Here is a 21500-nt window from a genome sequence, read left to right as displayed (position 1 = left end):
GTTCCCTCCTGCTAAATAACTGTAGACTTTGCAATTACTCTCGGTTCATCTTCAGATGTCACTTTTTCATGTGGTGAGACGGATACATCCTTATCAAGGATAACGTTCTCAATAACAGCGCCCTCACCGATTTCACACTTCTGCATGATGATACTGTTACGAATAATCGCACCTTTTCCTACTCTGATTCCTCTAAATAAAATACTATTTTCGACTGTCCCTGAAATCGTGCAACCATTGGCAATCAAGGAATTAGCAACGGTTGAAGACTCATCATACTTAGCAGGTGCCTCATGCTTTACCTTCGTATAGATCGGACCTTTGTTGTAAAAGAGTTCCTGAGTTACATTTGGGTCAAGCAGTTCCATGCTATAGCGGTAATAGCTCTCAACATTATCGATAAATGTTACGTAGCCACCGAAATGACAGCCGTGAACATTGTAACGCTCTAAGTTACTCGCTATTGCCTCATTAACTGACTTGTATTTACCCGTCTTCATGCTCTCTTCAACGATTGAAATAAGAAGGGATGACTTCATCACGAAGGTATTCAGGTATACATCGTCCCCAGGTAGTGGCTCTACATCAAGATTTAGCTTTTCTACGCGATTTTCTTCATTCGTATAAAGAACGTTGTACGTATTGCCACTTACATACGGATCATCACATGGTTTATATACTAACGTAATATCCGCACCGTTTTCTTCGTGTTCATCGATCACGCTGTTAAAATCTACGTTCCATACTAACTTTCCATTCGTTACGACAACATAGTTTGAAAGACTACGCTTAAAGTATGATAGATTCTCATAAAATGAACGGATATCACCATTTTCAATTCGTTCCTCACTTGCTGGAGGCTGGAAGAACAATCCGCCTTGATGTCTATCTAAATCCCATTCTTTCCCTGACCCTAGATGATCTAGTAAAGAACGGTATTTCTCTCTTGTGAAAACAGCAACCGTATTAATACCTGCATTCGTCATGCTCGACAGTGAAAAATCGATCAATCGATATCGCCCTGCAAAAGGAACAGAGGCAAAGCTCCGATGACTTGTTAATTCGCTAAGATCATTCTTTTCATCGATTAAGTTAATGACACCTACTACTTTTCTCATCGTTAATCCTCCTGTTCTATTTTGGTACAGAGACTATTTCGCCGTCAGCAATCAAGGAGATAGATCCATCCTTATTTCCAAGCTCCATGCCATCTTCAATCACTGTACCACTCTCAATGATCGCATTCTCGATCTTAACATTCGCACCAATCTTCACATCTGGCATGATAATTGAATTTTTGATCGTCGTTCCAAGGCCAACGTGCACCCCGTAAAATAGTACTGAACGATACACATCGCCATACACTACGCATCCTTCGTTCACCAGTGAACGGCTCACGTTCGCCTTTGGAGCGATGTATTGTGGTGGCTGGTTTGGATTTACAGAATAAATTCTCCAAGATGGGTCATTTAGGATTAAATCTGGATCGTCATCTAACAGATCCATGTTAGCTTCCCATAGACTTTGAAGCGTTCCAACGTCTTTCCAGTACCCGCTAAACGAATACGCATAAAGGTCCTTTTCGTCTTCGATCATCGCAGGGATGATATCTTTACCGAAGTCGTTCGAAGAATTCGGATTTTGCTCATCTTCAGTCAAATACTTTTCTAACGCTTTCCAACTGAAAATGTAAACGCCCATAGATGCTAGATTTGTTTTTGGCTCGTCTGGTTTTTCTTGGAATTCAACAATGCGATCCTCGTCATCTGTATTCATGATTCCAAAGCGGTTTGCTTCATTCCAAGGTACTTCGAGCACCGCGATGGTAGCATCCGCTCCCTTTTCTTCATGATAATCTAGCATTTCAGAATAATCCATTCGGTAAATATGGTCACCTGAAATCACAAGAACGTATTCAGGATCATATTGACGAAGGTAATACATGTTCTGATAAATCGCGTTCGCTGTTCCTTTGTACCATTCTCCACCTTTTTGGCCTAGGAATGGAGGCAATACCGATACGCCTCCGTTCTTTCTATCAAGATCCCATGCACTTCCGATACCGATGTAAGAGTTGAGTATGTAAGGTTGATACTGTGTTAATACGCCAACGGTATCAATCCCTGAATTACTACAGTTACTTAACGTGAAATCAATGATTCTGTACTTACCACCAAACGGGACAGCAGGTTTAGCGAGGCGCGTTGTTAACTTTCCGAGTCTCGTCCCCTGTCCTCCAGCTAATAGCATCGCTACACAACGTTTTTTAGACATATCGATTTCTCCTTTCAAGGTTGCTTTTATTTTTTTTGCCGAGAACCACGATACCTAATGGTGGAATTTTAAGCTGAAGACTATATGGCTGATTGTGATATGGTTGTTTTTCACTAAGCAACTTGTCTGCATTAACCTGCCCGGATCCCCCATATTTTTTCTGATCGCTATTAAACATTTCTACGTAGTGTCCAGATGAAGGAACGCCAATTCGATAATCGTAGTAGACATTTGCAGAAAAATTACAAATAATGATGTCGCAATCACCCTTCGCCTTTCCTTTTCTCATGAAAGAGAGTACAGATTGTGAACTGTCATTCGCATCGATCCATTCAAATCCTTCTGGCTCATGGTCGATTCGCCATAACGCCCTTGATTCCAAGTAAAATCGGTTTAAGTCTTTCACATAACCATTCATTTTGTTATGAAGATCATAGTCAAACAACATCCAATCGAGTTCACTTAAATCTTTCCATTCATCAAACTGCCCGAACTCTCCTCCCATAAACAGTAGTTTTTTGCCTGGGTGAGACATCATATAGCCATAAAGCGTGCGAAGATTAGCAAATTTCTGCCAATAGTCGCCTGGCATTTTGTTCAGAAGTGATTTCTTTCCATGTACCACCTCATCATGAGATAGCGGCAGGAGATAGTTTTCAGAGAACGCATAGAAAAATGAAAATGTGAGTAGATTATGATGATGTTGTCGATCATCCATATGAAGTTCCATGTACTTTAAGGTATCGTTCATCCAGCCCATATTCCATTTATAATTAAACCCAAGACCACCTTCATGGACTGGGGCACTTACGAGTGGATAGTCTGTCGACTCCTCAGCCATCATTAAAGCATTTGGGAAGTGTTCAAAAATCGTTTTGTTTAATTTCTGAATGAATTCTTTAGCTGCATGATTTTCGCCTACCCCGCCAGCTCCCTCATGATGATATAAAATCATTTGAGAAACAGCATCTATTCTTAAACCATCGATATGATATAAATCAAACCAAAAAAATGCATTAGAAATTAGAAAGCTAACGATTTCGGGTTTACTATAATCAAAGTTATATGTTCCCCAATTCTTTCTCTCAGCAAGCTCTGGATCTGATGGTTCGAAAACTGGACCACCATCGAACTGCCCGAGACCATGAGCATCTTTACAGAAATGAGCAGGAACCCAGTCTAAGATAACTCCGATATCCTCTTGATGGCACCGATCAATGAATGCCTTCAAGTCGTCTGGCTCACCAAATCGACTTGTTACAGAGTAATAACCTGTGATCTGATATCCCCACGAACGGTCGAACGGATGCTCCATCACCGGCATGAGTTCAATATGAGTATACCCATGCTCTTTCACGTAAGGAATCAGTTCTTTCGTAAGGTCATCGTAAGAGTAATAAGAGCCATCCTGTTTTTTTCGCCAGGAACCTGGATGTACCTCGTAGATTGATATTGGAAGGTCATACGGCGGTGTTTTCTTCCTTTTATTCATCCATCTACTATCTCGCCAATCGTACTCATCGACTTTCTTTACGATTGATGCAGTTTTGGGCTTATGCTCTGAATAAAAAGCATACGGGTCGGATTTCATTAAAAGTGAGCCATCTTGTGAAGTAACGCCGTACTTATAAAGTTCACCTTCACGAAGACCTTCAATAAACGAAGACCACAAGCCAGATTCTTCAATCTTGGTCATTTCGTTCCTTGTTGCATCCCAATCGTTGAAATTTCCAACAACAGCTACTGATTTTGCGTGCGGCGCCCAAACGGTGAAACGTACCCCAATCTTGCCATCCTCTTCTGCTAGATGAGCACCCATCGATCGGTAAGCTTGAAATAAGTTCCCTTGATGAAATAAATACCGATCGTAATCTGTCGGCATCGAAACTGTCATTGCGACACCTCTCTCTCATGCTAATGGTAGCGATTTACTTATGTACTCCGCTACTGTTTTATCATTCGACAGCGTCATTCCAATTCCTTTTCAATTCATGTATTTTCATGAAAAAAAAGTTGAAATTAATATTGATTCGTCGAAATGTTTTTTCAATGTAAAGAAACCGTGGAATCCCCCACAGTTTCTTTACAATTACGATACATTCTCTTGTGATTGAGCCATTCTTTCTAATAGTTGGTATGTCATGGATACTGACCAAGCTAATGGTGTATTCTTATTCGGAACATCCGTTCCACCAATATATAACTCAGGTATCTTCCCGCTTTCTGGCGTAATCGTCATCGTCTTCTCGAAATATTCGTTCATCTTATCTACTTGACCGATTTGACCATAACAGAGACCTAGCCACGGAAATCCAAAACACCATTCTGCTTCACTGCCTCCATTATAGTATTGATCACCTTCGTAACGGAGAACGCCACGTTCCCTTTCAAGTCGTTCGGTAATGCGTTCTAAGATTTTTATGGCTGTTGATCTAGATACGACCCGCAGCGGATAGATCAATGATAAAAGCGAAAGGTCAACTTCCTTTGTAGCACTTTCTGCTGGAAGAAGACGATCAAGGGTTCTCTCTCCTTTTTGAATGAGCTCTTGCGGCACTTCGACTAACGTTCTTACTGCTTTTAATCCAGCTACACAGGCCCCGACACTTGAAGCATGAATCTCTACATTTTCTTCCCACATGCCATTATCAGGGTTTTTCCAATACTCGAGACATTCAAGGTAATTCACTAGCTTTTGAACGATACGATAGTCAACTTTATCACGTAATATTGGTTTTCCTACTTGTATTCCTTGGCCTATTCCAAACAGTAGTATGCCAATCGCATCGTTTTGAGCATGACCCCATTCGACAGGAATTTCCTCTAAGTCTTTTGAATATCTAGAATGAATGTATTCATGTAAATATACTGGCTTCTGTTCTGTATGGATATCTAGCTTCCATTCGTATTTTCTAAGTAATGAAAGAAGGGAATGATAGGCCTTCTCGTACCTTGTACATTTCGACGTTAAATAGGGCATTACAGTATAACAGACGTCTCGGATCCAGATATAATCATAATCATCAGATGTACTCGCAACGTATGCGCCATTCGGTAACCTCATACTTTCGAGTACGTTATGCAATTTATATTGGTTCATCCCACTCACCTGCTCCTTATTTTTTACTATAATTGTTACCCTATTCGACATTTTTTTAATCACAAAAAAACCGACCCCATTTTTAGGGTCAGTCGATTGTACTAGTTATCGCTGTGATTTCGTCATCAACAGGCTCTAGTCGATAAACATAATCGATGTATGTGAGCAAGTTGTCGCGTGCTTCTTTAACTTTAACGAATTCTGTTTCACGTATGAATGCATGTACGAATTTTTCAATTCGTTTTGCAAGGATATCGTCATCAGTTTTCATCATCAGAACGCTTAGATCGATACAAGCGCAGTGATGAGTGTAATAAAGAGCTTTGTCATAGTCGGTAATATCCAATGACTTGCCCCCTTTCTAGGAGCTTACCTATAGTATTTGCAGGGGCACTCTACATACACGAAGAAAAAGATAACAATGATTTCTTAAAGGACGAAGGTATAACCGTCCTTCTGCTCAACTTTCTTTTCTTTCAAAAGCTTACCCATCGCACGTTTAAAAGCAGCTTTACTTATGTTGAACTCACGCTTGATCGCTTCTGGGTCGCTTTTATCTGTAAAAGGCATCTTTCCTCCGCGATCCACCATATACTGATAAAGTTTGTCTGCATCTTCAAGTCGTGCTTCTTTCACCAAAGGACGAGTCGAGACATTGATCCTGCCGTCTTCTCTAACGAATGTAATACGGACCTGAACCCTTTCTCCAAGTCGCACACTTTGCTTCATTTCATCATTGTGAAGAAATGCAAGGTAACCGTCATCTGTGAAAACTGAAGCTCCTTCATCAGAAAAACGGTAAACGACACCTTCCGTTTCTTTATTTTTAAGATCCTCGCTAGCTTCTGTTGAAAGTTCTTTGATTTCTTCAAAGTTGCTTAAATCTGCAAACAGCCGATTCTTTTTATCGAGCTTAAGTCCACAGTACAACTCGTCTCCTACATCTGGCCATCTCGTGCGGTCTGTTGGCAAATCGTCCTTTGAAAGGAGCATGTCCTTTTGAATGCCAATGTCTACAAAAACACCTAGTCGAGGTTGCACACCGACCACTTTAAGGATTGAAAACGAATCGAGCGTAACGACAGGCATCGTCTCAGTCGCAGACAGCCTGCCTTCGTGGTCATGATAAAGAAAAACTTCTACTTCATTTCCTTCGTCATGTTGCTCTACCGCCTCATTCTTGTGCAGCAAGACATCTTCGTTCCCGTTCGTTAAAAAATATCCATATTCTTGTTTACGAGCTACTTTTAGCTTCGTTATTTCTCCAGCGTATAATTGTGTTGCCAACTTATTTCACAGCCTTTCATAATCCTTTACTTAGTATATCACTACACCAATATGTATTCTCTATTTATCATAAATCTTTTCATCCTGTAAATACTAACATGGACTTCAATCAAAGGAGAGGTGCACCATGTCAACTTACAGAAAACTTGAGGAAATGCTTAAAAATGCCGATGAGCTCGTTGAATATGCAGGTGAGCAGCTTGAAAAAGCTACTCAAGTCGCGCCAGGAATCACGGATAAAGAATACACAGAAACTCAGCAGCTTCTTGAGAAAATGGCGATCGATATCGATAAAATGATTCATAGTGCAACACCTGAACAACGCGATGCATTAACACGTGCGAGACAGCAAGTACAAGATCGTCAAAACGATTTCATCTTAGGCTTCGATACGTAAAGGTCTGCATTTCTGCAGACCTTTTACTTTTATTATCCTGAATACCCGAAGGAACCAAACTCACTTGCTAATTTCTCAGAATGCTTGCGACGTGCTTTTCTTGCTTCCATCCTTTCTTCTCCACCATCGTAAACAAATTTTTCTTCCTTCGTTTCTGGCAATGCTTCTGGTACCATCGTTGGTTTACCTTCTTCATTTAACGCTACGAACGTTAAAAACGATGTCGCACAAACTTTTTTCGCACCTGTGATGACATTCTCAGCGAAAATTTTCACCAATACCTCCATGGAGGTGTTGTGTGTCCAGCTGACATAAGACTCAAGACTAACGACTTCACCCTCACGGATTGGCTGAAGAAAATCGATCGAGTCCGCTGAAGCCGTCACTACAGCTGACCTAGCGTGCTTTGACGCAGAGATCGCAGCGATATCATCGATGTATGACATGAGTCTGCCACCAAAAAGAGTTCCGTGTGTATTTGTATCTGATGGAAGAACAAAGCTTGATTTCGTTGTTCTAGAAACGCGTATTAATTTTTTTGTTAACTGGGTATCTGACATTACAACATTCACCTTTTCTAAAACAGACCGACTGCTTGACCGTCTTCTGTTACATCCATATTTAACGCGGCAGGCTTCTTTGGAAGTCCTGGCATCGTCATTACATTCCCTGTTAGTGCTACGATAAAGCCAGCGCCGATCGATGGTCTAAATTCCCTCACATTAATGGAGAAACCCGTCGGTCGTCCGAGTAATGCGGCGTTATCAGACAAAGAATACTGAGTCTTCGCCATACATACTGGTAAGTGAGACCATCCATTTGCTTCAAACTCTTTTAGCTGCTTGAGAGCCTTAGGACCGAATTGTACCCCATCAGCACCATAAATCTCCTGAGCGATCATAGTAATTTTATCCTCGATAGGTGCATCTAGATCATAAAGTGGCGAGAAGTTGTTTTCGGAATGCTCGATTTGATCGATAACTGTTTTAGCAAGGACTTCTCCGCCTTTACCACCCTCTGCCCAAACATCAGTAAGAGCAACTGGCACATCATTTTCGTTACACCAATCGAGAAGCGCGTTCACTTCTAAATCAGTATCTGTCATGAACCGGTTGATCGCAACGACGAAAGGTACGCCGAATTTTCTTATAGAAGAAATATGCTGCTGTAAATTCGTTAAGCCTTCCTGTAGCGCAGCGACGTTTTCTTCTTTTAGGTTATCTTTTGGAACTCCACCGTGCATTTTTAACGCGCGGATTGTAGCAACGATAACGGTGGCTGCAGGATCGATATCGCCAGCTCTTGTTTTGATATCAAAGAACTTTTCTGCGCCTAAGTCCGCCCCGAACCCTGCTTCCGTCACGACATAGTCAGAAAGCTTTTGAGCCATTTTTGTCGCTGCTACACTGTTACAGCCATGAGCAATGTTCGCAAAAGGACCACCGTGTATTAATGCGGGGGTGTTTTCTAAAGTTTGAACGAGATTCGGATTCATAGCATTCTTAAGAAGGAGTGTTAATGCACCCTGCACCCCTAGGTCAGCTACTGTAATTGGAAGTTTTGAACGGTTGTAGCCGATAACGATTCGTCCGATTCTCTGCTTAAGGTCCGTTAAATCTGATGCTAAACAAAGGATCGCCATTAGTTCAGAAGCCACAGTGATATCGAACCCATCTTCTCGTGGAACACCCTGAGTTGGACCACCTAACCCGATCGTGACTTGTCTTAAAGCTCTGTCATTAAGATCCAAAACTCTTTTCCATGTTATTCGTCTAGTATCAAAATCGAGTTCATTACCTTGATGGATATGATTATCGATCATCGCTGACAGTGCGTTATGTGATGATGTGATCGCGTGAATGTCTCCTGTGAAATGAAGGTTGATATCTTCCATAGGCATTACTTGAGAATAACCTCCACCAGCAGCCCCTCCTTTAATTCCCATACTAGGACCAAGAGAAGGCTCTCGCATTGCAACGATTGCTTTCTCACCGATTCGGTTGAGCGCCTGAGCAAGTCCAACTGTAACGGTGCTTTTCCCTTCACCAGCCGGTGTAGGATTGATAGCCGTTACAAGGATCACTTTCCCAGATGGATTCTTGCTCAGCCTTTTCATGCTTGATAGTGAAATTTTTGCTTTGTAATGTCCATAAGGCTCCCATTCATCTTCCGTTAAGCCTAAGCCGCTTGCTATTTCGTTTATTCGTTTCATTTTTGCATCTTGTGCAATTTCAATATCACTCTTCATTCGAACTTCCGACTTCATCAAATCCCTCCATACCCTATACTATTTCCATATATATCTTAACTAAGTTTATTAATTACGTTAAGAATAATCAACTGGAGTCTTTGAAAGCTTGACACTTCTCTTAAAATACAGTATATTTTAAACAACCGTTTATATTGCTGATTATTTATTGAATTTAGTCAGACCTTCTCGATTGTGCATGACGTACATAAAGATCGTTGCTTGATTCACGAACACACAATGTAAATGGGGAAAATTAAGTTGCACGAAGAACGTGCTAAGTTTTTAGGAGGAACAAACATGCAAAACGGAAAAGTAAAATGGTTTAACGCTGAAAAAGGTTTTGGATTTATCGAAGTTGAAGGTGCTGACGATGTATTCGTACACTTCTCCGCTATCGAAGGCGAAGGCTTCAAAACTCTAGAAGAAGGTCAAGAAGTTTCTTTTGAAATCGTTGAAGGAAACCGCGGACCTCAAGCTGCTAACGTAAACAAGCTTTAATTAATATACGTTTGGAAGGGACTGATGAATACATCAGTCCCTTTTTAAGTTGAAACGATTAACGGTTATTCTTTTTGGTCATACTATTCCAGAACAATACGTAAAGGTGGGATAGTATGTCAGAACCGTATTCTGATCTTCAACAGATCGAAATGTCGATAAAGTCCGCTCAACACCTCGTTGGACAAGCTACTAAAAGCATGAACGACAATCAGTTGAAGGCCGCACAAGATGCGTTAAATCAAGCAAAACAACAATTTCAACAAGCAGTAGCACATAAAACAGGCGTAAACGAGAATTTCTTTGAGTTTTCCAGTGAACTCATTGAAAAATGCGATACGCAGCTAAGGGAAGCACAAGAATAAAAGCAGCCACTCGGCTGCTTTTTCTATGTTTAGTTATCATCAAGTTCGATCACACTGTCGATTTCAGTACCTTTTAAAGCTTGTACAGCGAGTCTATGCGATTCTTTATTTTCATTACGTGTAACGTGCTCATAAATTGGCTGCAGCCTTAATTCCTTCAACGTAGCTTCAATGCGATCCATCCATTTTGTTAGAAGCGGCTCATATACTGCCCATTCTCCTGAGAGCTGGCTGATCACTACTTTTGAATCTCCTTTGATCATGATCTCGGTATCATCGACTTTGATGTTCTTTAGCTCCTGTAAGCCAGTCCAAAGCGCTGCGTATTCAGCTTCATTGTTATTTTCCAGATAGCTAAGAGCTTTATTCACACGAATCCTTTTTTTCTTTCTTCCTTCAAAGAAATAAATGACAGCGCCACAGCCAGACTCTCTAGATTCCTTATCAAAGCTTCCATCAAAAAAAATCTCCACGGAAGAAAGGCTTTCTTCTTTTTTTGATGTGAATTTTTCAAATTCTTTCAGTGACCATTTCATTCCCCGAGTATCAAGGAAATAAAGGTCGATGGAACGTCCGGTTTTTTCAATATCTTTTGCCATTATTATCGCTTGATGTGCAGGTATCTCATCAGATGTCATCCATGCTTGAATTCCTCTAGGCGTCTTGTATTTCCACTTTACAATCACGTTCATCATTTAAACTCCTTATTCATGTAAGGTGCTTTCCGAGCTGCTTTAATTCATCACCCACAGAACATTCCGTAATACAAAAACGCTGGGCATGGCACTTGCCATAGTCATGTTGATTCACTCTTTTTAATAAACACCCATCGCAGTATGTATCTAGAATTAGCCCCACTTCCATCATAACTTCTTTTTTCTTCATTTCTTTCACTCCTACACTCGTCCCCTTCTATATCAAGTTTCTCCATTTACCTTAAATGTATGTCTTCCAGTGCTGTTGATGTATATGATAGAATACAAAAAGACTTGATCAGGGGGGAGGAAACAAAAGTGATTGAAGTTTATATAGATGGAGCAAGTGCTGGTAACCCAGGACCATCAGGTGCTGGAATCTTTATAAAAGGGGATGGAGAAGTCATTCGCTCTTCGGTTCCCCTTGGCACACTTTCCAACCATGAAGCAGAGTTTCAGGCGTTGATCGAAGCTCTACGCATTTGCCTTGAAAAGAAACATCGAATCATTTCGATTCGAACGGACTCTCAGCTTGTGAGTGATGCGATCGATCGAAGGCAAACGAAAAAGCGAACGTATGAAACTTACCTCTCCAGTGCCCTCGCATTGGTAGATGAATTTGATCTATGTTTTATTAAATGGATTCCTAGTTCTAAGAATAAAGTAGCAGATGAGCTTGCTAGAAAAGCCATCCAATTAAACACAGCAGGATAACCTATATTCTTATCCTCAATCCCAATGCATCTAGCTCCGTTTGTAACTTCTCATAATCCAGAGTCAGCTTAATATCATCAAACGAATGTTCAGCAAGGTCTGGTATTTGTTTTTCGATTTTTACGAGTTGAAGACTCAACATAGCTGATTCTTCTCCCTCTATTAACTTCTTTCGATATCTGTTATATTTTGCATCTAATGTTTCGATACTCGTATATACTCCTTGAACAGAGCCGTATTGTTGTACAAGTGGCAATGCTGCTTTATCTCCTACCCCAGCAACCCCAGGGATATTATCACTTTTGTCTCCTAATAATGCTTTCACATCGATCCACTGATCTGGCGTAATTCCATACTCCGTCCTAAAATGGTCTTCCGTGTACACCTTGTCTCCTTCTTTACGAATCGCGATAATTTGTGAAACGTTCTTATTCAGAAGCTGCAACAAGTCTCTATCATTGCTATAAATAAAACAGTCTCCCATTTCGTCGAGACTCCACCGATGAGAAAGAGTTCCCATCACATCGTCCGCCTCAAACCCTTCTACAGTTAATTGAGGAATTCCTGTTGCTTCAAAAAAATTCACTGCAGTTTGGTATTGCTGAATCAATGGTGGAGGAAGTTCACCTCGAGTACCCTTATATTCTTTGAAAAGCTCCCTACGCTTTGATTCATCTCGTTTGACGTCCCATGCAACTGCAAAGTGAGTTGGATTATAATCATTGATCAACGACATGATTTTTTGAAATTTCACCCTTAGCGCATTCGTATAAAGTCCTTCAGGTGTTTGTGTTAACTGATCTTCTGATTTCCCGTAAGCAGTCGCGAAATATCCTCTACTTAGTAAATTAAAACCATCTATCAAAATTAATCGGTTCATGAATTCGGTCATCCTTTCATTACATACCTTCCTTTATGGTAACATAAACCGTCTGCATGAACTTTTCCAATTTTTTAGTGATCTATCCTTCATGCGAAAAGAAACAGACTGCCGATAATCGGCAGTCTGCGTTGTACTTATTGTTGAGGATTCTTTAATTTTTGAGCTTCGATCTCTGCATATGACGGGATGTTCTGTTCCTTCTTGGCATTGTTGTTACGCTGAGCATTTGCATTTCCTTTTTTCTGACGACCCATGATGACACTCCTTTATTTATCATTACAATTAGTGTGTGTCAGAGTCGCCCATTTCTATTCAAGAATTAATGAAGCGCCTGCTTGTAGGAACGTAGAAACGTGACGTATTGTTCTGATGCTTCCTGAAATGCTTTTTCGTCTCGGCGATCAAGGGCTAAGTTGATCGTGTCTTGATAACGGTTTTTCTGGAAGGTAAAGACAGCTTCATCAAGGATTAATTGGGCGTACAATTCCAACTCAAACGTTTCTTGATCTTTCTTCTTTTTCATCGCTTTTTCTTTCATGTTGTCTCTATACGATTTATGATGGTTGTTCATGTTGCTCTCCCCCCTTAGAAGCTCTTTTTATTATTATACGAGGGAATCGTCAAAATATCAATATTTTTCAGAATATTCCGATTAAATTTCGTTTGTAGTTGGTCAACCTCTTCTATTGCTTGCTATTTAAGAGGATAACGATCGATGTCAAAGTAATTCTTTTTTAAAAGCCTCGGTTGATCCATCAATTCCTTAAAGGTAAATGATGAAGGAAGCTTGGAAGTATCGATCAACATCATTTGCTCTTCAACATCCCCAACAAGTTCATCAGTTTGGTAACACATCCCGCAATCAATACATTGAACAGAGGGTAAATCTTTTATTTCAACAGCACGGGAACCATCAGGGAGTTCCCAATACCCAGTGCCTAGAGTCTCGAAAGCTCCTTCTGTTTCACACCATTTACACCTCATGAACTTTCCTCCTCAGCCTCATCCTTCTTGTTGTACTTTGCTTGCTCAGCTTTAAACTTCTTTTCTTTCATTAAATCTCGCTTCTCTCTTTGATCTTTTAAAGAAGCATGATCTGGGTCTTCTCCATATTTACTTCTTCGGTTCAGCCTTTGCAGTCCTTCAGGTACAAGGTTGAATCGTTCATCCGTCATCAATGAACTTATTCCGATCGCTGGTTTCTTTTCCGTCTGGTAGATACTATTAAAATAAGAATCGGCCGTTCCAGGCGTATAGTTTTCTGGTTCTGGGTATGACGTGATCACGCCTTCGAAATTACGCAGGATAACCTTATTTGCACTTTGGGATATCATATAGTTCGGTTGAAGGGCGATCTTCCCTCCTCCACCTGGTGCATCCACTACAAACGTAGGTACTGCGTAACCTGATGTGTGCCCCCTCAATCCCTCGATGATTTCGAGTCCTTTTGATACAGGAGCTCTGAAATGTCCAATGCCTTCAGATAAATCACATTGATAAATATAGTATGGTCGAACCCTAATCTTGACTAGGTCATGCATCAGCTTCTTCATAATCGCCACACTATCGTTAATTCCTGCGAGAATAACAGCCTGATTTCCAACCGGCACGCCAGCATTTACGAGCATCTCACACGCTTTCTTTGATTCCTCGGTTATCTCAATACTCGTGTTGAAGTGAGTATTCAGCCAGACAGGGTGGTATTTCTTCAGAATGTTGCAAAGGTCCTCCGTTATTCTCTGCGGAAAAACAACAGGTGCTCTCGTACCGATTCGAATGATCTCTACGTGTGGTATCGCACGTAAATTTTTTAAGATGTATTCAAGAATTTTGTCATTGATTAACAGTCCATCTCCACCGGAGATAAGAACGTCTCTTACTTCTGGCGTTTGGGAAATGTAATTGATCGCTGCATCTAATTGTTTCTTCGGAACACCCATTCCGATTTGTCCTGAAAAACGTCTCCTCGTACAATATCTACAGTACATAGAGCACTGATTCGTAACAAGAAAAAGAACACGATCTGGATAACGATGGGTTAAGCCAGGAACTGGAGAGTCTTCATCTTCATGAAGTGGATCTTCAAGGTCGTATTTTGTTTTGTGCATTTCTTTTGAAATAGGGATCGACTGCATTCTCACTGGACACCTAGGGTCATCTGGATTCATTAAAGACGCGTAGTAGGGTGTGATATTCAACGGAATCGTTTTCGTTGCAATTCTAACTCCTTCTTCCTCATCAGGAGTAAGGTTAACGACTTTACGAAGGTCGTCAAGCGTTCGAATCGTATTTGTAAGCTGCCAGATCCAATCGTTCCATTGATCTTCCGTAACATCTTTCCAAAGTTCGATATCCTTCCAATGTCGTGCTGGCTTATAGAGTTGCATAAGCATCGTACATTCCCCCTTCTTGGAATCTACTGATATACTATGCAAGTTTGATGCCAGCTCCATTATTTCTTTAAAACTCTTTTAAGCTTACATTTATTACTGACCTTTTCTTACGCATAAATCATTTATGCTCAATTTTCGGCACCTTCGTATTTTGAGAGCTTGTATTGCAATGTTTGCCTAGGGATCTGTAGCTGCTTGGCTGCTTTTTGAATGTTTCCTCCTGCGCTTTCCATAGCCTTCTCGATCAACCGAACTTCTGTATGGCGTAGCACGTCCCTAAGTGATCCAGACGACTGCATAGGAGTCTCGCTTATTTGTATAGCAGGAAAATCCTCTATTAACAATTTGTCGGTCTCTGAGAAGTTCATCGCTGATTGGATAACATGCTCAAGCTCTCGAACATTACCTTGCCACTTCCGATCACACAGTAGCGATAAGGCTTCTTTTTCAATGCCTAGAACATGTTTGTTTAATTTATGATTATATTTTCGAATAAAATGATAGATTAAATCAGGAATATCTCCTCGCCTTTCTCTCAAAGGCGGAATCTTCAAATACACGACGTTTAATCTGTAAAACAAATCTTCTCGTAACCTTTTTTCTTTTAGGGCTAATTCAGGCTCTTCGTTTAACGCTGCGATGATCCGAACATCGACACGACGTGTTTTGACTGCTCCCACTCTCCTAATAACACCATCTTCAAGAACACGCAGCAATTTTGCTTGTATTTCTATTGGCATCGAATTGATCTCATCGAGAAACAACGTTCCTTTATCAGCTAACTCAAACAAACCAGGTCGTTCTTCAGCACCTGTAAACGTCCCTTTAGATGTACCGAACAAAATAGATTCTAGAATACTTGAAGGCAACGCTGCACAATTTTGAGCGATAAATGCACCTTTTCTTCCTGAAGCATTATGGATCGATTGAATAATTAGCTCTTTACCTGTACCTGTTTCCCCATACACGAGAACAGGCGATACTTGTTGTGCGGCCATCCGTGCCCATTTCTTCACTTTCAGAAACGTTTCATCTGATGTGATGATGTCTGTAAACGTGTATGACGTACCATTATCAAATTCCTTTGAAGTATTGTTCGTCAACTTAGCTTGGAGTTCCATCACTTTATCAGAAAGTTTCTTTATTCTACTGATATCCCGCGCAATTTCAACAGCACCTACTAGCTCATCGTTCACGATGATCGGAAGAGTGGTATTTATGGTAGAGACAAGACTTCCTCTTACATTTCTATATGTTTGATCTTTATTAAAGATCGGCTTCTTTGTTGAAAGAACATATGAAAGTGTGCTCGTTTCTTTAGAAAGTGAAGGGAATGCTTCAAGATAGTGTTTTCCTAAGACATCTTCAACATTCAATCCATCATGCTTCGCGGCGATTTCATTATAATAGATCGTCAAACCCTCACTATTAACAGCATGAATTCCTTCATCTATGCTTTCTAATATAGCTTGAAACATTCCATCCGTCATAGCGCTTTGTTTGACCATAATTTCCCCCTCCCGCCCATTTTCCGTCTACATCGCCAATTATTCGGCACTAACTCCAAGAGATTTACTCCATAGATTCATATCTTCCCAATCGGAATAAATCTTCACATTATTTGTGAGCCTTCCACCGTATTCATATCCAAGCTGGCAAAAGACTGCATTCATCCCAAACGACAAGCTCCTCGCGATCGAGTAGGCGTAGTAAATTTCTTCTTCTAACAGGGTGGATTCAAGGGCGTGAATCAGATGTCTCATCGTACCACCTTTTCGACTATCAGGTAACGTTGCACAATCTGTAATCTCGGCATTCTGGAACGTTCTGTTTACTTCTGCAGATGCCGCACTCGTTATTTTTTTATCATCTTCGACCAAATAAAAGATCGTGCCTTCCTTCATTACTTTTCGTATATACTCCGGTTGGTCCATCGGAGTTGGGTATACGTCGAATACCTTTTTATACAAGGTTGATAGCTTTTCTGCATCTTTCTCAGACGCTCGTCTCATGTTTGGTTTTTCAGAGAGAGGTGAAGGTGTTTTCGCAAAAACTCCATCGATAATTTTTTCTTCTTCTTCCCAGCGCTTCGAATTACGGCGCCAGCTTTGTTTATACTTCGTCATCACATGCATATCGACACCAGAAAAGTAGCGATTGATTGTTCCTTCGTATGAAAAACCCATGCTGATAAATGTTGAAAAGTCTCCTTCTTTCACTTTGACTATACATTTGGAGTAATCGTTTGTAAAAAGACGAAGCACATGAGCGATCACATGCTTTACATTTCCTGAGTAGTGTTCAATTCTAATACGTTCATTAAAAAGATCGTGATTACAATGAAATGCATAGTCAGTCCCTTTATAGTGCTGGTCCATCGCTAATTCTCTATGCTCTCCCATACCTTCCCCCACCTTTATTTCCTTTTTGTTTTTTTCGCTTTTTTCTTACCGAAATCCTCCACGATAAAAAGAATAAGAACGGTTCCCCGTTCTTATCAAGCTAAACGTCTTCATATTATTGGATGCTTACGCTAATAACCTACCTCACTGAAAGAATTGCTAACTATATCTTTTTATGTTTGGCCACACCATTCTATAATGGTATGAACGTAAATTTCTGCAACGAGCATCATTTTATCAATGTCTACATATTCATTCGAATAATGTGCAAGAGCTGTTTCTCCAGGACCAAAGATTAAAGAAGGGGTATCTGCCAGTTCAGTAAGTAGGCCTCCATCAGTCCCCCAAGGAGATGCTTCGATTTGTAATTCTTCGCCAGCGCTCTTCTTATAGTTACGCTGTAAGATAGCTAGCAATGGATGTTCAACAGGTACTTCTCCTGGGAGCCATCTAGCTCCAAACCACTCGAGTTCGACGGGATGCTTCTTTAACCATTCATCATCGATCGCGTTAAGCGCGCTCGCCATCTCTTCCTTGGCATCCTCTAAAGTCTCCCCTGGAATAACACCCATCCTTCCTTCGATCGTAATTTGATCAGGAACAGAAGACGGCCAGTCACCTCCTTTTATTGTTCCTAAATTGATCGGAACTGGAATCGGAATATCTTTATATAGTGGGTCGTTTATCTTTTGGTTGCGATTTCTTTCGAGAGCTTGAACCGCGTTGATGACAATCAAACTTTTCTCTAACGCTGAAACTCCTTCATATCGTGTTCCCCCGTGAGCTGATTGGCCGTTAATCCGCAATCGAAACCACATGGAACCCTGTTGCTTCGGAAACACTTTCAAATTAGTCGGTTCAGGAATGAGTGCAGCGTCTGCTTTATAGTCTCTTTGGATGGTTGAAAGGGTCCCTGTCCCACCGCTTTCCTCTTCTACGACGCTTTCGAAGATCAGGTCTCCTTTTAGAGAAACACCTAGTTCTTTCAGACATTTAAGAGCGAGTAACATGGAGGTGTTGCCCCCCTTCATGTCTGTCGAACCTCTTCCGTAAAGCTTTCCGTCTTTTACCTCACCGCTGTATGGATCACTAGTCCAGTCTTCTCTCTTACCAGGGGGCACAACATCAACGTGACCATTTAATATCAATGAACGTCCTCCACCCGTACCTTTTCTTACACCTACGACGTTCGGGCTATCTGAAAAGTCAGTACGGTTCGCACAAAAGAAAGGGTGAGATGTCGTTTCCTCCCCCGGAACAAACCGATCGACTTGTAACTCTAACTGCTTAAGTTCTGCTTCAACGATATCTTGTACATGCGCTTCGTTCCCTTGCACACTGTCACATGTAACAAGCTTTCGTAAGAGTTCTATTCCATACTCTTTGTTTCTCTCCATCCATTCCTTTACGTTTTTTCCCATGCTTCAATTCCTCCTGACGAGCTCGATTTCAATTTCCGCTTCAGTTGAATTAAGGATGTCTTCAACGGTGTATCCTGGCATAATTTCAATCAGCTTCAGTCCATCACTCTCGATCTTAAGGACAGCCCTTTCTGTTATGATCATGTTAGCTCCTTCCTTTACAGTAAGAGGAAGCGAACAGTTAGTAAGTATTTTGGGTTTGCCATCCTTTGTGGTATGACTCATCAGAACGATCACCTTTTTTGCTTTTTGAGCGAGGTCGATCGCTCCTCCCATACCTGGCACCCGCTTTCCTGGGACGATCCAGTTTGCAATATCACCTTTAACACTTACTTCTAATGCGCCAAGAATCGTAATATCGAGATGCCCCCTTCGAACCATCCCAAACGCTTCAGCACTATCGAAAAATGAAGCTCCTTTAATGATCGATACGGGATAGCCTCCCGCATTAGAAAGATTTCCGTCTTCATGTCCTTGTTCAGGACTTCCTCCCATTCCTAATATCCCGTTCTCCGTGTGGAGCATGACCCCTAAAGAATCCGGAATATAATCAGCTACGAGAGTAGGAATACCGATTCCAAGATTAACCATCATTCCGAATTCAATCTCTTCTGCTGCTCGCTTCGCGATCAACTTTCTTGTTTCAGCTCCCATACCCATTTCCAATCAACCCCCTTACTTTGTACGACATGATCCACGAAAACACCCTGTGTGATGATCTCTTCAGGGTGCAGCTGTCCAATATCCACAACTTCATCAGCTTCTGCTATCGTAATATTCCCTGCTGAAGCGACGAGGGGGTTGGTATTTCTAGCACTTTGATCATATATGAGGTTCCCATACCCATCGGCCTTTCTACACGAAACTATCGCTAAATCTGCTTGTAATGCAGGTTCAATCATAAATTCTCTTCCATTCACGGTAACTTTCTCTTTTCCTTCTTCAATCGACGTTCCTAGTCCAACGTCCACCAAGATTCCTCCGAGTCCCATGCCGCCTGCTCGAATTTTCTCAGCAAGGGTTCCTTGAGGGTAAAACGTTACCTCAAGGTCTCCGTTATGCATCTGCTTCCCAGCCTCTGGATTCGACCCTATATGCGAAGCGATCAACCTTTTCACACGCTTCTCAGTGACGAGCTTTCCTGGTCCGATCCAGGGAAACCCTGCATCGTTAGAAATCAATGTAATCCCCTTTATGCCAGAATCCAATATCCAATCGATCAAGGTTGGTGGAGAACCAACGCCTCCAAACCCACCACACATGATCGTCATTCCATCTTTCAAGAGGTCAAGATCATCTAGATGGCAGAGTTTACTCTTTCTCATTTTCTTCCTCCCCTTTATCAACTGATCGACCTTGCTTCATAAAGTCCTTGATCCATCAGTTCTTTCATCAAGCTCGTGAATCCTTTATGAAGTTTATCGAGTACCAACTCTATTTCTTTTTCGTTTATGATGAGGGGCGGTGCAACGAGTATCGCATCGCCTGCCGATCCGTTTAGTCCTCCTGCAGCAGTATAGACGAGTAACCCAGCATCGTAGCAATGACTGATCAACCTGTTGGTTATTTGATGTTCAAGTTGGAAGGGTTCTTTTGATATCGTATCTTTCACAAGCTCTATGCCAGTGAGTAGACCCTTTCCTCTTACATCTCCTATGATTGGGAAAAGGGATTTGAGCTTCACTAGACCTTTCATAAGAAGGTCACCTTGTTTTTCAACATTATTGATGACGTTATTACGTTCTAAATAGTCAAAGACCGCTAGACAAACTGCCGATGATAGGGGATTTGCGCTAAACGTATGACCACTCAGTACAATCTTCGACCCATTGTAGATCGTTTCGATGATTCGGTCTGATACTAACGTTCCTGCCATCGGTGTAAATCCTGCACTCATTCCCTTCCCTAATGCGATGATGTCAGGTTGAACACCCCAGTGTTCCATCGCATACATCTTTCCTGTTCTACCAAGTCCAGTCATCACTTCATCAGCAATAAATAAAATATCATAGCGATCACAAACTTTTTTCATCGCTTTAAAATAGTGATCAGGTGGTACAACTGCTCCTCCGGCTGCGCCGATCACTGGCTCACAAACAAATGCTGCGATCGTATCAGCACCGAGTCTCTGAATCGTTTGTTCAAATTCTGCCGCATAAAGCTCAGAGCAGTTCGGGCACTTCCCCTCAAACGTACACCGATAGCAATATGGCGGAGAGAGAGATGGGTAATGTTCTAGCATGGAAGAAAAGCGACTTCTACGTATCACATGTCCTGACATCGATAATGCCCCCATCGTAATCCCATGGTAGCTCATCCATCTTGATATTACCCTGTTCTTCGTAGGTCTCCCTTGCTCCTGCCAAAATTGAACGGCGATTTTCAGCGCTGTTTCCATCGCTTCAGATCCACTATTTACAAAGAAGATATAATTTAAATCCCCAGGTGCTGAGTCGCATAATTTTTCGGCTAATTCTTCCGCGGGACGACTAGTGAACTGTGAACGGTAAACAAACGAAACTTTCTCAGCTTGCTTGATCATCGCTTCAGTGATTTCCTTAACGCCATGACCTAAGTTCGCAGTAATGGCACCAGAAGAACCGTCTATAAACGTGTTGCCATCTTCGTCATACAAGTAAATTCCCTTACCGTGCGAAATGACCCCATAGTCCAATCCGAGAAGTGGTTTGATTAAATGAGTTCTATTCATAAAATCACTTCCCCTTTTTCTTTTTATTATTAGCCTATGATGAAAAACAAGAATTTTCTATCTACTTTTTATACAAAAAATTCTGACTTTATTGTACGATTTGGATAAGA

At 41.3% G+C, this 21500-nt stretch carries 24 protein-coding genes; 4 read left to right on the top strand and 20 right to left on the bottom strand.

The genetic code is table 11. The annotated features are described in order from the left end of the window. Positions 1–11: 11 nt before the first annotated feature. From glgD to ACXAHI_RS02425, 6 genes are all read right to left on the bottom strand, one after another. Positions 12–1118: a glucose-1-phosphate adenylyltransferase subunit GlgD gene (gene glgD / locus ACXAHI_RS02450; RefSeq protein ID WP_474845662.1), complete on the bottom strand. Its 1107-nt coding sequence runs from the start codon at positions 1116–1118 to the stop codon at positions 12–14. 16 nt (positions 1119–1134) lie between these two features. After that, positions 1135–2274: a glucose-1-phosphate adenylyltransferase gene (locus ACXAHI_RS02445; protein ID WP_474845660.1), complete on the bottom strand. Its 1140-nt coding sequence runs from the start codon at positions 2272–2274 to the stop codon at positions 1135–1137. Continuing rightward, the gene (gene glgB, locus ACXAHI_RS02440) at positions 2267–4168 is read right to left on the bottom strand and encodes a 1,4-alpha-glucan branching protein GlgB (RefSeq protein WP_474845658.1); all 1902 of its coding nucleotides are present in this window, start codon (positions 4166–4168) and stop codon (positions 2267–2269) included. Before glgB ends, ACXAHI_RS02445 begins: the two co-directional genes overlap by 8 nt. A 195-nt stretch (positions 4169–4363) precedes the next feature. Then, positions 4364–5374, bottom strand: a complete 1011-nt coding sequence (locus ACXAHI_RS02435) for a glycoside hydrolase family 15 protein (RefSeq protein WP_474845656.1) — start codon at positions 5372–5374, stop codon at positions 4364–4366. Positions 5375–5462: 88 nt separating this feature from the next. Further along, positions 5463–5720 carry a YhdB family protein gene (locus tag ACXAHI_RS02430; RefSeq protein ID WP_474845654.1) on the bottom strand — a complete coding sequence of 86 codons (258 nt, stop codon included), beginning with the start codon at positions 5718–5720 and terminating at the stop codon, positions 5463–5465. 83 nt (positions 5721–5803) lie between these two features. After that, positions 5804–6661: a CvfB family protein gene (locus ACXAHI_RS02425; RefSeq protein ID WP_474845652.1), complete on the bottom strand. Its 858-nt coding sequence runs from the start codon at positions 6659–6661 to the stop codon at positions 5804–5806. A 127-nt stretch (positions 6662–6788) separates the two neighbouring features. Between ACXAHI_RS02425 and ACXAHI_RS02420 the strand changes: the two genes are divergently transcribed. Beyond that, positions 6789–7058, top strand: coding sequence for a DUF2524 family protein (locus ACXAHI_RS02420; RefSeq protein WP_474845650.1), 270 nt, complete (start codon positions 6789–6791; stop codon positions 7056–7058). 32 nt (positions 7059–7090) lie between these two features. On the opposite strand, the gene ACXAHI_RS02415 is transcribed toward ACXAHI_RS02420, so the two are convergent. Then, a complete protein-coding gene (locus ACXAHI_RS02415; protein WP_474845648.1) occupies positions 7091–7618 on the bottom strand; it encodes an acyl-CoA thioesterase in 528 nt (175 codons plus the stop codon). A gap of 17 nt (positions 7619–7635) precedes the next feature. Continuing rightward, entirely contained in the window at positions 7636–9324 is a 1689-nt protein-coding gene (locus tag ACXAHI_RS02410) for a formate--tetrahydrofolate ligase (protein WP_474845647.1), read from the bottom strand. 282 nt (positions 9325–9606) lie between these two features. On the opposite strand from ACXAHI_RS02410, the gene cspD reads away from it, so the two are divergent. After that, the gene (cspD, locus tag ACXAHI_RS02405; RefSeq protein WP_224882404.1) at positions 9607–9807 is read left to right on the top strand and encodes a cold-shock protein CspD; all 201 of its coding nucleotides are present in this window, start codon (positions 9607–9609) and stop codon (positions 9805–9807) included. Positions 9808–9923: 116 nt separating this feature from the next. Next, complete coding sequence (locus tag ACXAHI_RS02400) at positions 9924–10172, top strand: DUF2564 family protein (protein WP_270181979.1); 249 nt, start codon at positions 9924–9926, stop codon at positions 10170–10172. A gap of 29 nt (positions 10173–10201) precedes the next feature. On the opposite strand, the gene ACXAHI_RS02395 is transcribed toward ACXAHI_RS02400, so the two are convergent. After that, complete coding sequence (locus ACXAHI_RS02395; protein ID WP_474845645.1) at positions 10202–10864, bottom strand: reverse transcriptase-like protein; 663 nt, start codon at positions 10862–10864, stop codon at positions 10202–10204. Between the two features lie 16 nt (positions 10865–10880). Further along, positions 10881–11057: a zinc-finger domain-containing protein gene (locus tag ACXAHI_RS02390; RefSeq protein ID WP_474845643.1), complete on the bottom strand. Its 177-nt coding sequence runs from the start codon at positions 11055–11057 to the stop codon at positions 10881–10883. Between the two features lie 128 nt (positions 11058–11185). Between ACXAHI_RS02390 and ACXAHI_RS02385 the strand changes: the two genes are divergently transcribed. After that, on the top strand, positions 11186–11581 hold the full coding sequence (locus ACXAHI_RS02385; RefSeq protein ID WP_270181976.1) for a reverse transcriptase-like protein: 396 nt from the start codon (positions 11186–11188) through the stop codon (positions 11579–11581). A 1-nt stretch (position 11582) separates the two neighbouring features. Here the strand turns inward: ACXAHI_RS02385 and ACXAHI_RS02380 are convergent, their stop codons facing one another. From ACXAHI_RS02380 to ACXAHI_RS02335, 10 genes are all read right to left on the bottom strand, one after another. Next, complete coding sequence (locus ACXAHI_RS02380) at positions 11583–12461, bottom strand: 5'-3' exonuclease (protein ID WP_474845641.1); 879 nt, start codon at positions 12459–12461, stop codon at positions 11583–11585. A 322-nt stretch (positions 12462–12783) separates the two neighbouring features. Next, complete coding sequence (locus ACXAHI_RS02375) at positions 12784–13035, bottom strand: IDEAL domain-containing protein (protein ID WP_270181974.1); 252 nt, start codon at positions 13033–13035, stop codon at positions 12784–12786. Positions 13036–13157: 122 nt separating this feature from the next. Further along, the gene (locus ACXAHI_RS02370; protein ID WP_474845639.1) at positions 13158–13448 is read right to left on the bottom strand and encodes a YokU family protein; all 291 of its coding nucleotides are present in this window, start codon (positions 13446–13448) and stop codon (positions 13158–13160) included. Continuing rightward, positions 13445–14857 (bottom strand): lysine 2,3-aminomutase, encoded by a 1413-nt coding sequence (gene kamA, locus ACXAHI_RS02365; protein WP_474845637.1) that lies wholly within the window; start codon positions 14855–14857, stop codon positions 13445–13447. The genes ACXAHI_RS02370 and kamA overlap by 4 nt, the downstream gene beginning before the upstream one ends. A gap of 128 nt (positions 14858–14985) precedes the next feature. Further along, the gene (locus tag ACXAHI_RS02360; protein ID WP_474845635.1) at positions 14986–16365 is read right to left on the bottom strand and encodes a sigma-54 interaction domain-containing protein; all 1380 of its coding nucleotides are present in this window, start codon (positions 16363–16365) and stop codon (positions 14986–14988) included. Between the two features lie 39 nt (positions 16366–16404). Further along, positions 16405–17259, bottom strand: a complete 855-nt coding sequence (ablB, locus tag ACXAHI_RS02355) for a putative beta-lysine N-acetyltransferase (protein ID WP_474845633.1) — start codon at positions 17257–17259, stop codon at positions 16405–16407. Positions 17260–17432: 173 nt separating this feature from the next. Next, positions 17433–18680 carry a peptidase gene (locus tag ACXAHI_RS02350; RefSeq protein ID WP_474845631.1) on the bottom strand — a complete coding sequence of 416 codons (1248 nt, stop codon included), beginning with the start codon at positions 18678–18680 and terminating at the stop codon, positions 17433–17435. Between the two features lie 3 nt (positions 18681–18683). Beyond that, complete coding sequence (locus tag ACXAHI_RS02345) at positions 18684–19340, bottom strand: 3-oxoacid CoA-transferase subunit B (RefSeq protein WP_474845629.1); 657 nt, start codon at positions 19338–19340, stop codon at positions 18684–18686. Beyond that, a complete protein-coding gene (locus ACXAHI_RS02340; RefSeq protein WP_474845627.1) occupies positions 19310–20005 on the bottom strand; it encodes a CoA transferase subunit A in 696 nt (231 codons plus the stop codon). The genes ACXAHI_RS02345 and ACXAHI_RS02340 overlap by 31 nt, the downstream gene beginning before the upstream one ends. A gap of 17 nt (positions 20006–20022) precedes the next feature. Next, positions 20023–21390, bottom strand: a complete 1368-nt coding sequence (locus ACXAHI_RS02335) for an aspartate aminotransferase family protein (RefSeq protein ID WP_474845625.1) — start codon at positions 21388–21390, stop codon at positions 20023–20025. Between the last annotated feature and the right edge of the window lie 110 nt (positions 21391–21500).

The organism is Anaerobacillus sp. ABD4_527 (assembly GCF_056160805.1).
The sequence above is the reverse complement of the archived record's forward strand: the minus strand, read 5'-3'. Positions and strand labels throughout refer to the sequence as shown.

Coding starts and splice junctions, on each gene's coding strand:
- ACXAHI_RS02370 (WP_474845639.1), bottom strand. CDS start 13,448: ATGAGGTGTAAATGGTGTGAAACAGAAGGAGCTTTCGAGACTCTAGGC.
- glgB (WP_474845658.1), bottom strand. CDS start 4,168: ATGACAGTTTCGATGCCGACAGATTACGATCGGTATTTATTTCATCAA.
- ACXAHI_RS02400 (WP_270181979.1), top strand. CDS start 9,924: ATGTCAGAACCGTATTCTGATCTTCAACAGATCGAAATGTCGATAAAG.
- ACXAHI_RS02390 (WP_474845643.1), bottom strand. CDS start 11,057: ATGAAGAAAAAAGAAGTTATGATGGAAGTGGGGCTAATTCTAGATACA.
- ACXAHI_RS02395 (WP_474845645.1), bottom strand. CDS start 10,864: ATGAACGTGATTGTAAAGTGGAAATACAAGACGCCTAGAGGAATTCAA.
- glgD (WP_474845662.1), bottom strand. CDS start 1,118: ATGAGAAAAGTAGTAGGTGTCATTAACTTAATCGATGAAAAGAATGAT.
- ACXAHI_RS02360 (WP_474845635.1), bottom strand. CDS start 16,365: ATGGTCAAACAAAGCGCTATGACGGATGGAATGTTTCAAGCTATATTA.
- ACXAHI_RS02345 (WP_474845629.1), bottom strand. CDS start 19,340: ATGGGTATGGGAGCTGAAACAAGAAAGTTGATCGCGAAGCGAGCAGCA.
- ACXAHI_RS02420 (WP_474845650.1), top strand. CDS start 6,789: ATGTCAACTTACAGAAAACTTGAGGAAATGCTTAAAAATGCCGATGAG.
- ACXAHI_RS02340 (WP_474845627.1), bottom strand. CDS start 20,005: ATGAGAAAGAGTAAACTCTGCCATCTAGATGATCTTGACCTCTTGAAA.
- kamA (WP_474845637.1), bottom strand. CDS start 14,857: ATGCTTATGCAACTCTATAAGCCAGCACGACATTGGAAGGATATCGAA.
- cspD (WP_224882404.1), top strand. CDS start 9,607: ATGCAAAACGGAAAAGTAAAATGGTTTAACGCTGAAAAAGGTTTTGGA.
- ACXAHI_RS02415 (WP_474845648.1), bottom strand. CDS start 7,618: ATGTCAGATACCCAGTTAACAAAAAAATTAATACGCGTTTCTAGAACA.
- ACXAHI_RS02380 (WP_474845641.1), bottom strand. CDS start 12,461: ATGAACCGATTAATTTTGATAGATGGTTTTAATTTACTAAGTAGAGGA.
- ACXAHI_RS02335 (WP_474845625.1), bottom strand. CDS start 21,390: ATGAATAGAACTCATTTAATCAAACCACTTCTCGGATTGGACTATGGG.
- ACXAHI_RS02375 (WP_270181974.1), bottom strand. CDS start 13,035: ATGAACAACCATCATAAATCGTATAGAGACAACATGAAAGAAAAAGCG.
- ACXAHI_RS02435 (WP_474845656.1), bottom strand. CDS start 5,374: ATGAACCAATATAAATTGCATAACGTACTCGAAAGTATGAGGTTACCG.
- ACXAHI_RS02445 (WP_474845660.1), bottom strand. CDS start 2,274: ATGTCTAAAAAACGTTGTGTAGCGATGCTATTAGCTGGAGGACAGGGG.
- ablB (WP_474845633.1), bottom strand. CDS start 17,259: ATGGGAGAGCATAGAGAATTAGCGATGGACCAGCACTATAAAGGGACT.
- ACXAHI_RS02410 (WP_474845647.1), bottom strand. CDS start 9,324: ATGAAGTCGGAAGTTCGAATGAAGAGTGATATTGAAATTGCACAAGAT.
- ACXAHI_RS02350 (WP_474845631.1), bottom strand. CDS start 18,680: ATGGGAAAAAACGTAAAGGAATGGATGGAGAGAAACAAAGAGTATGGA.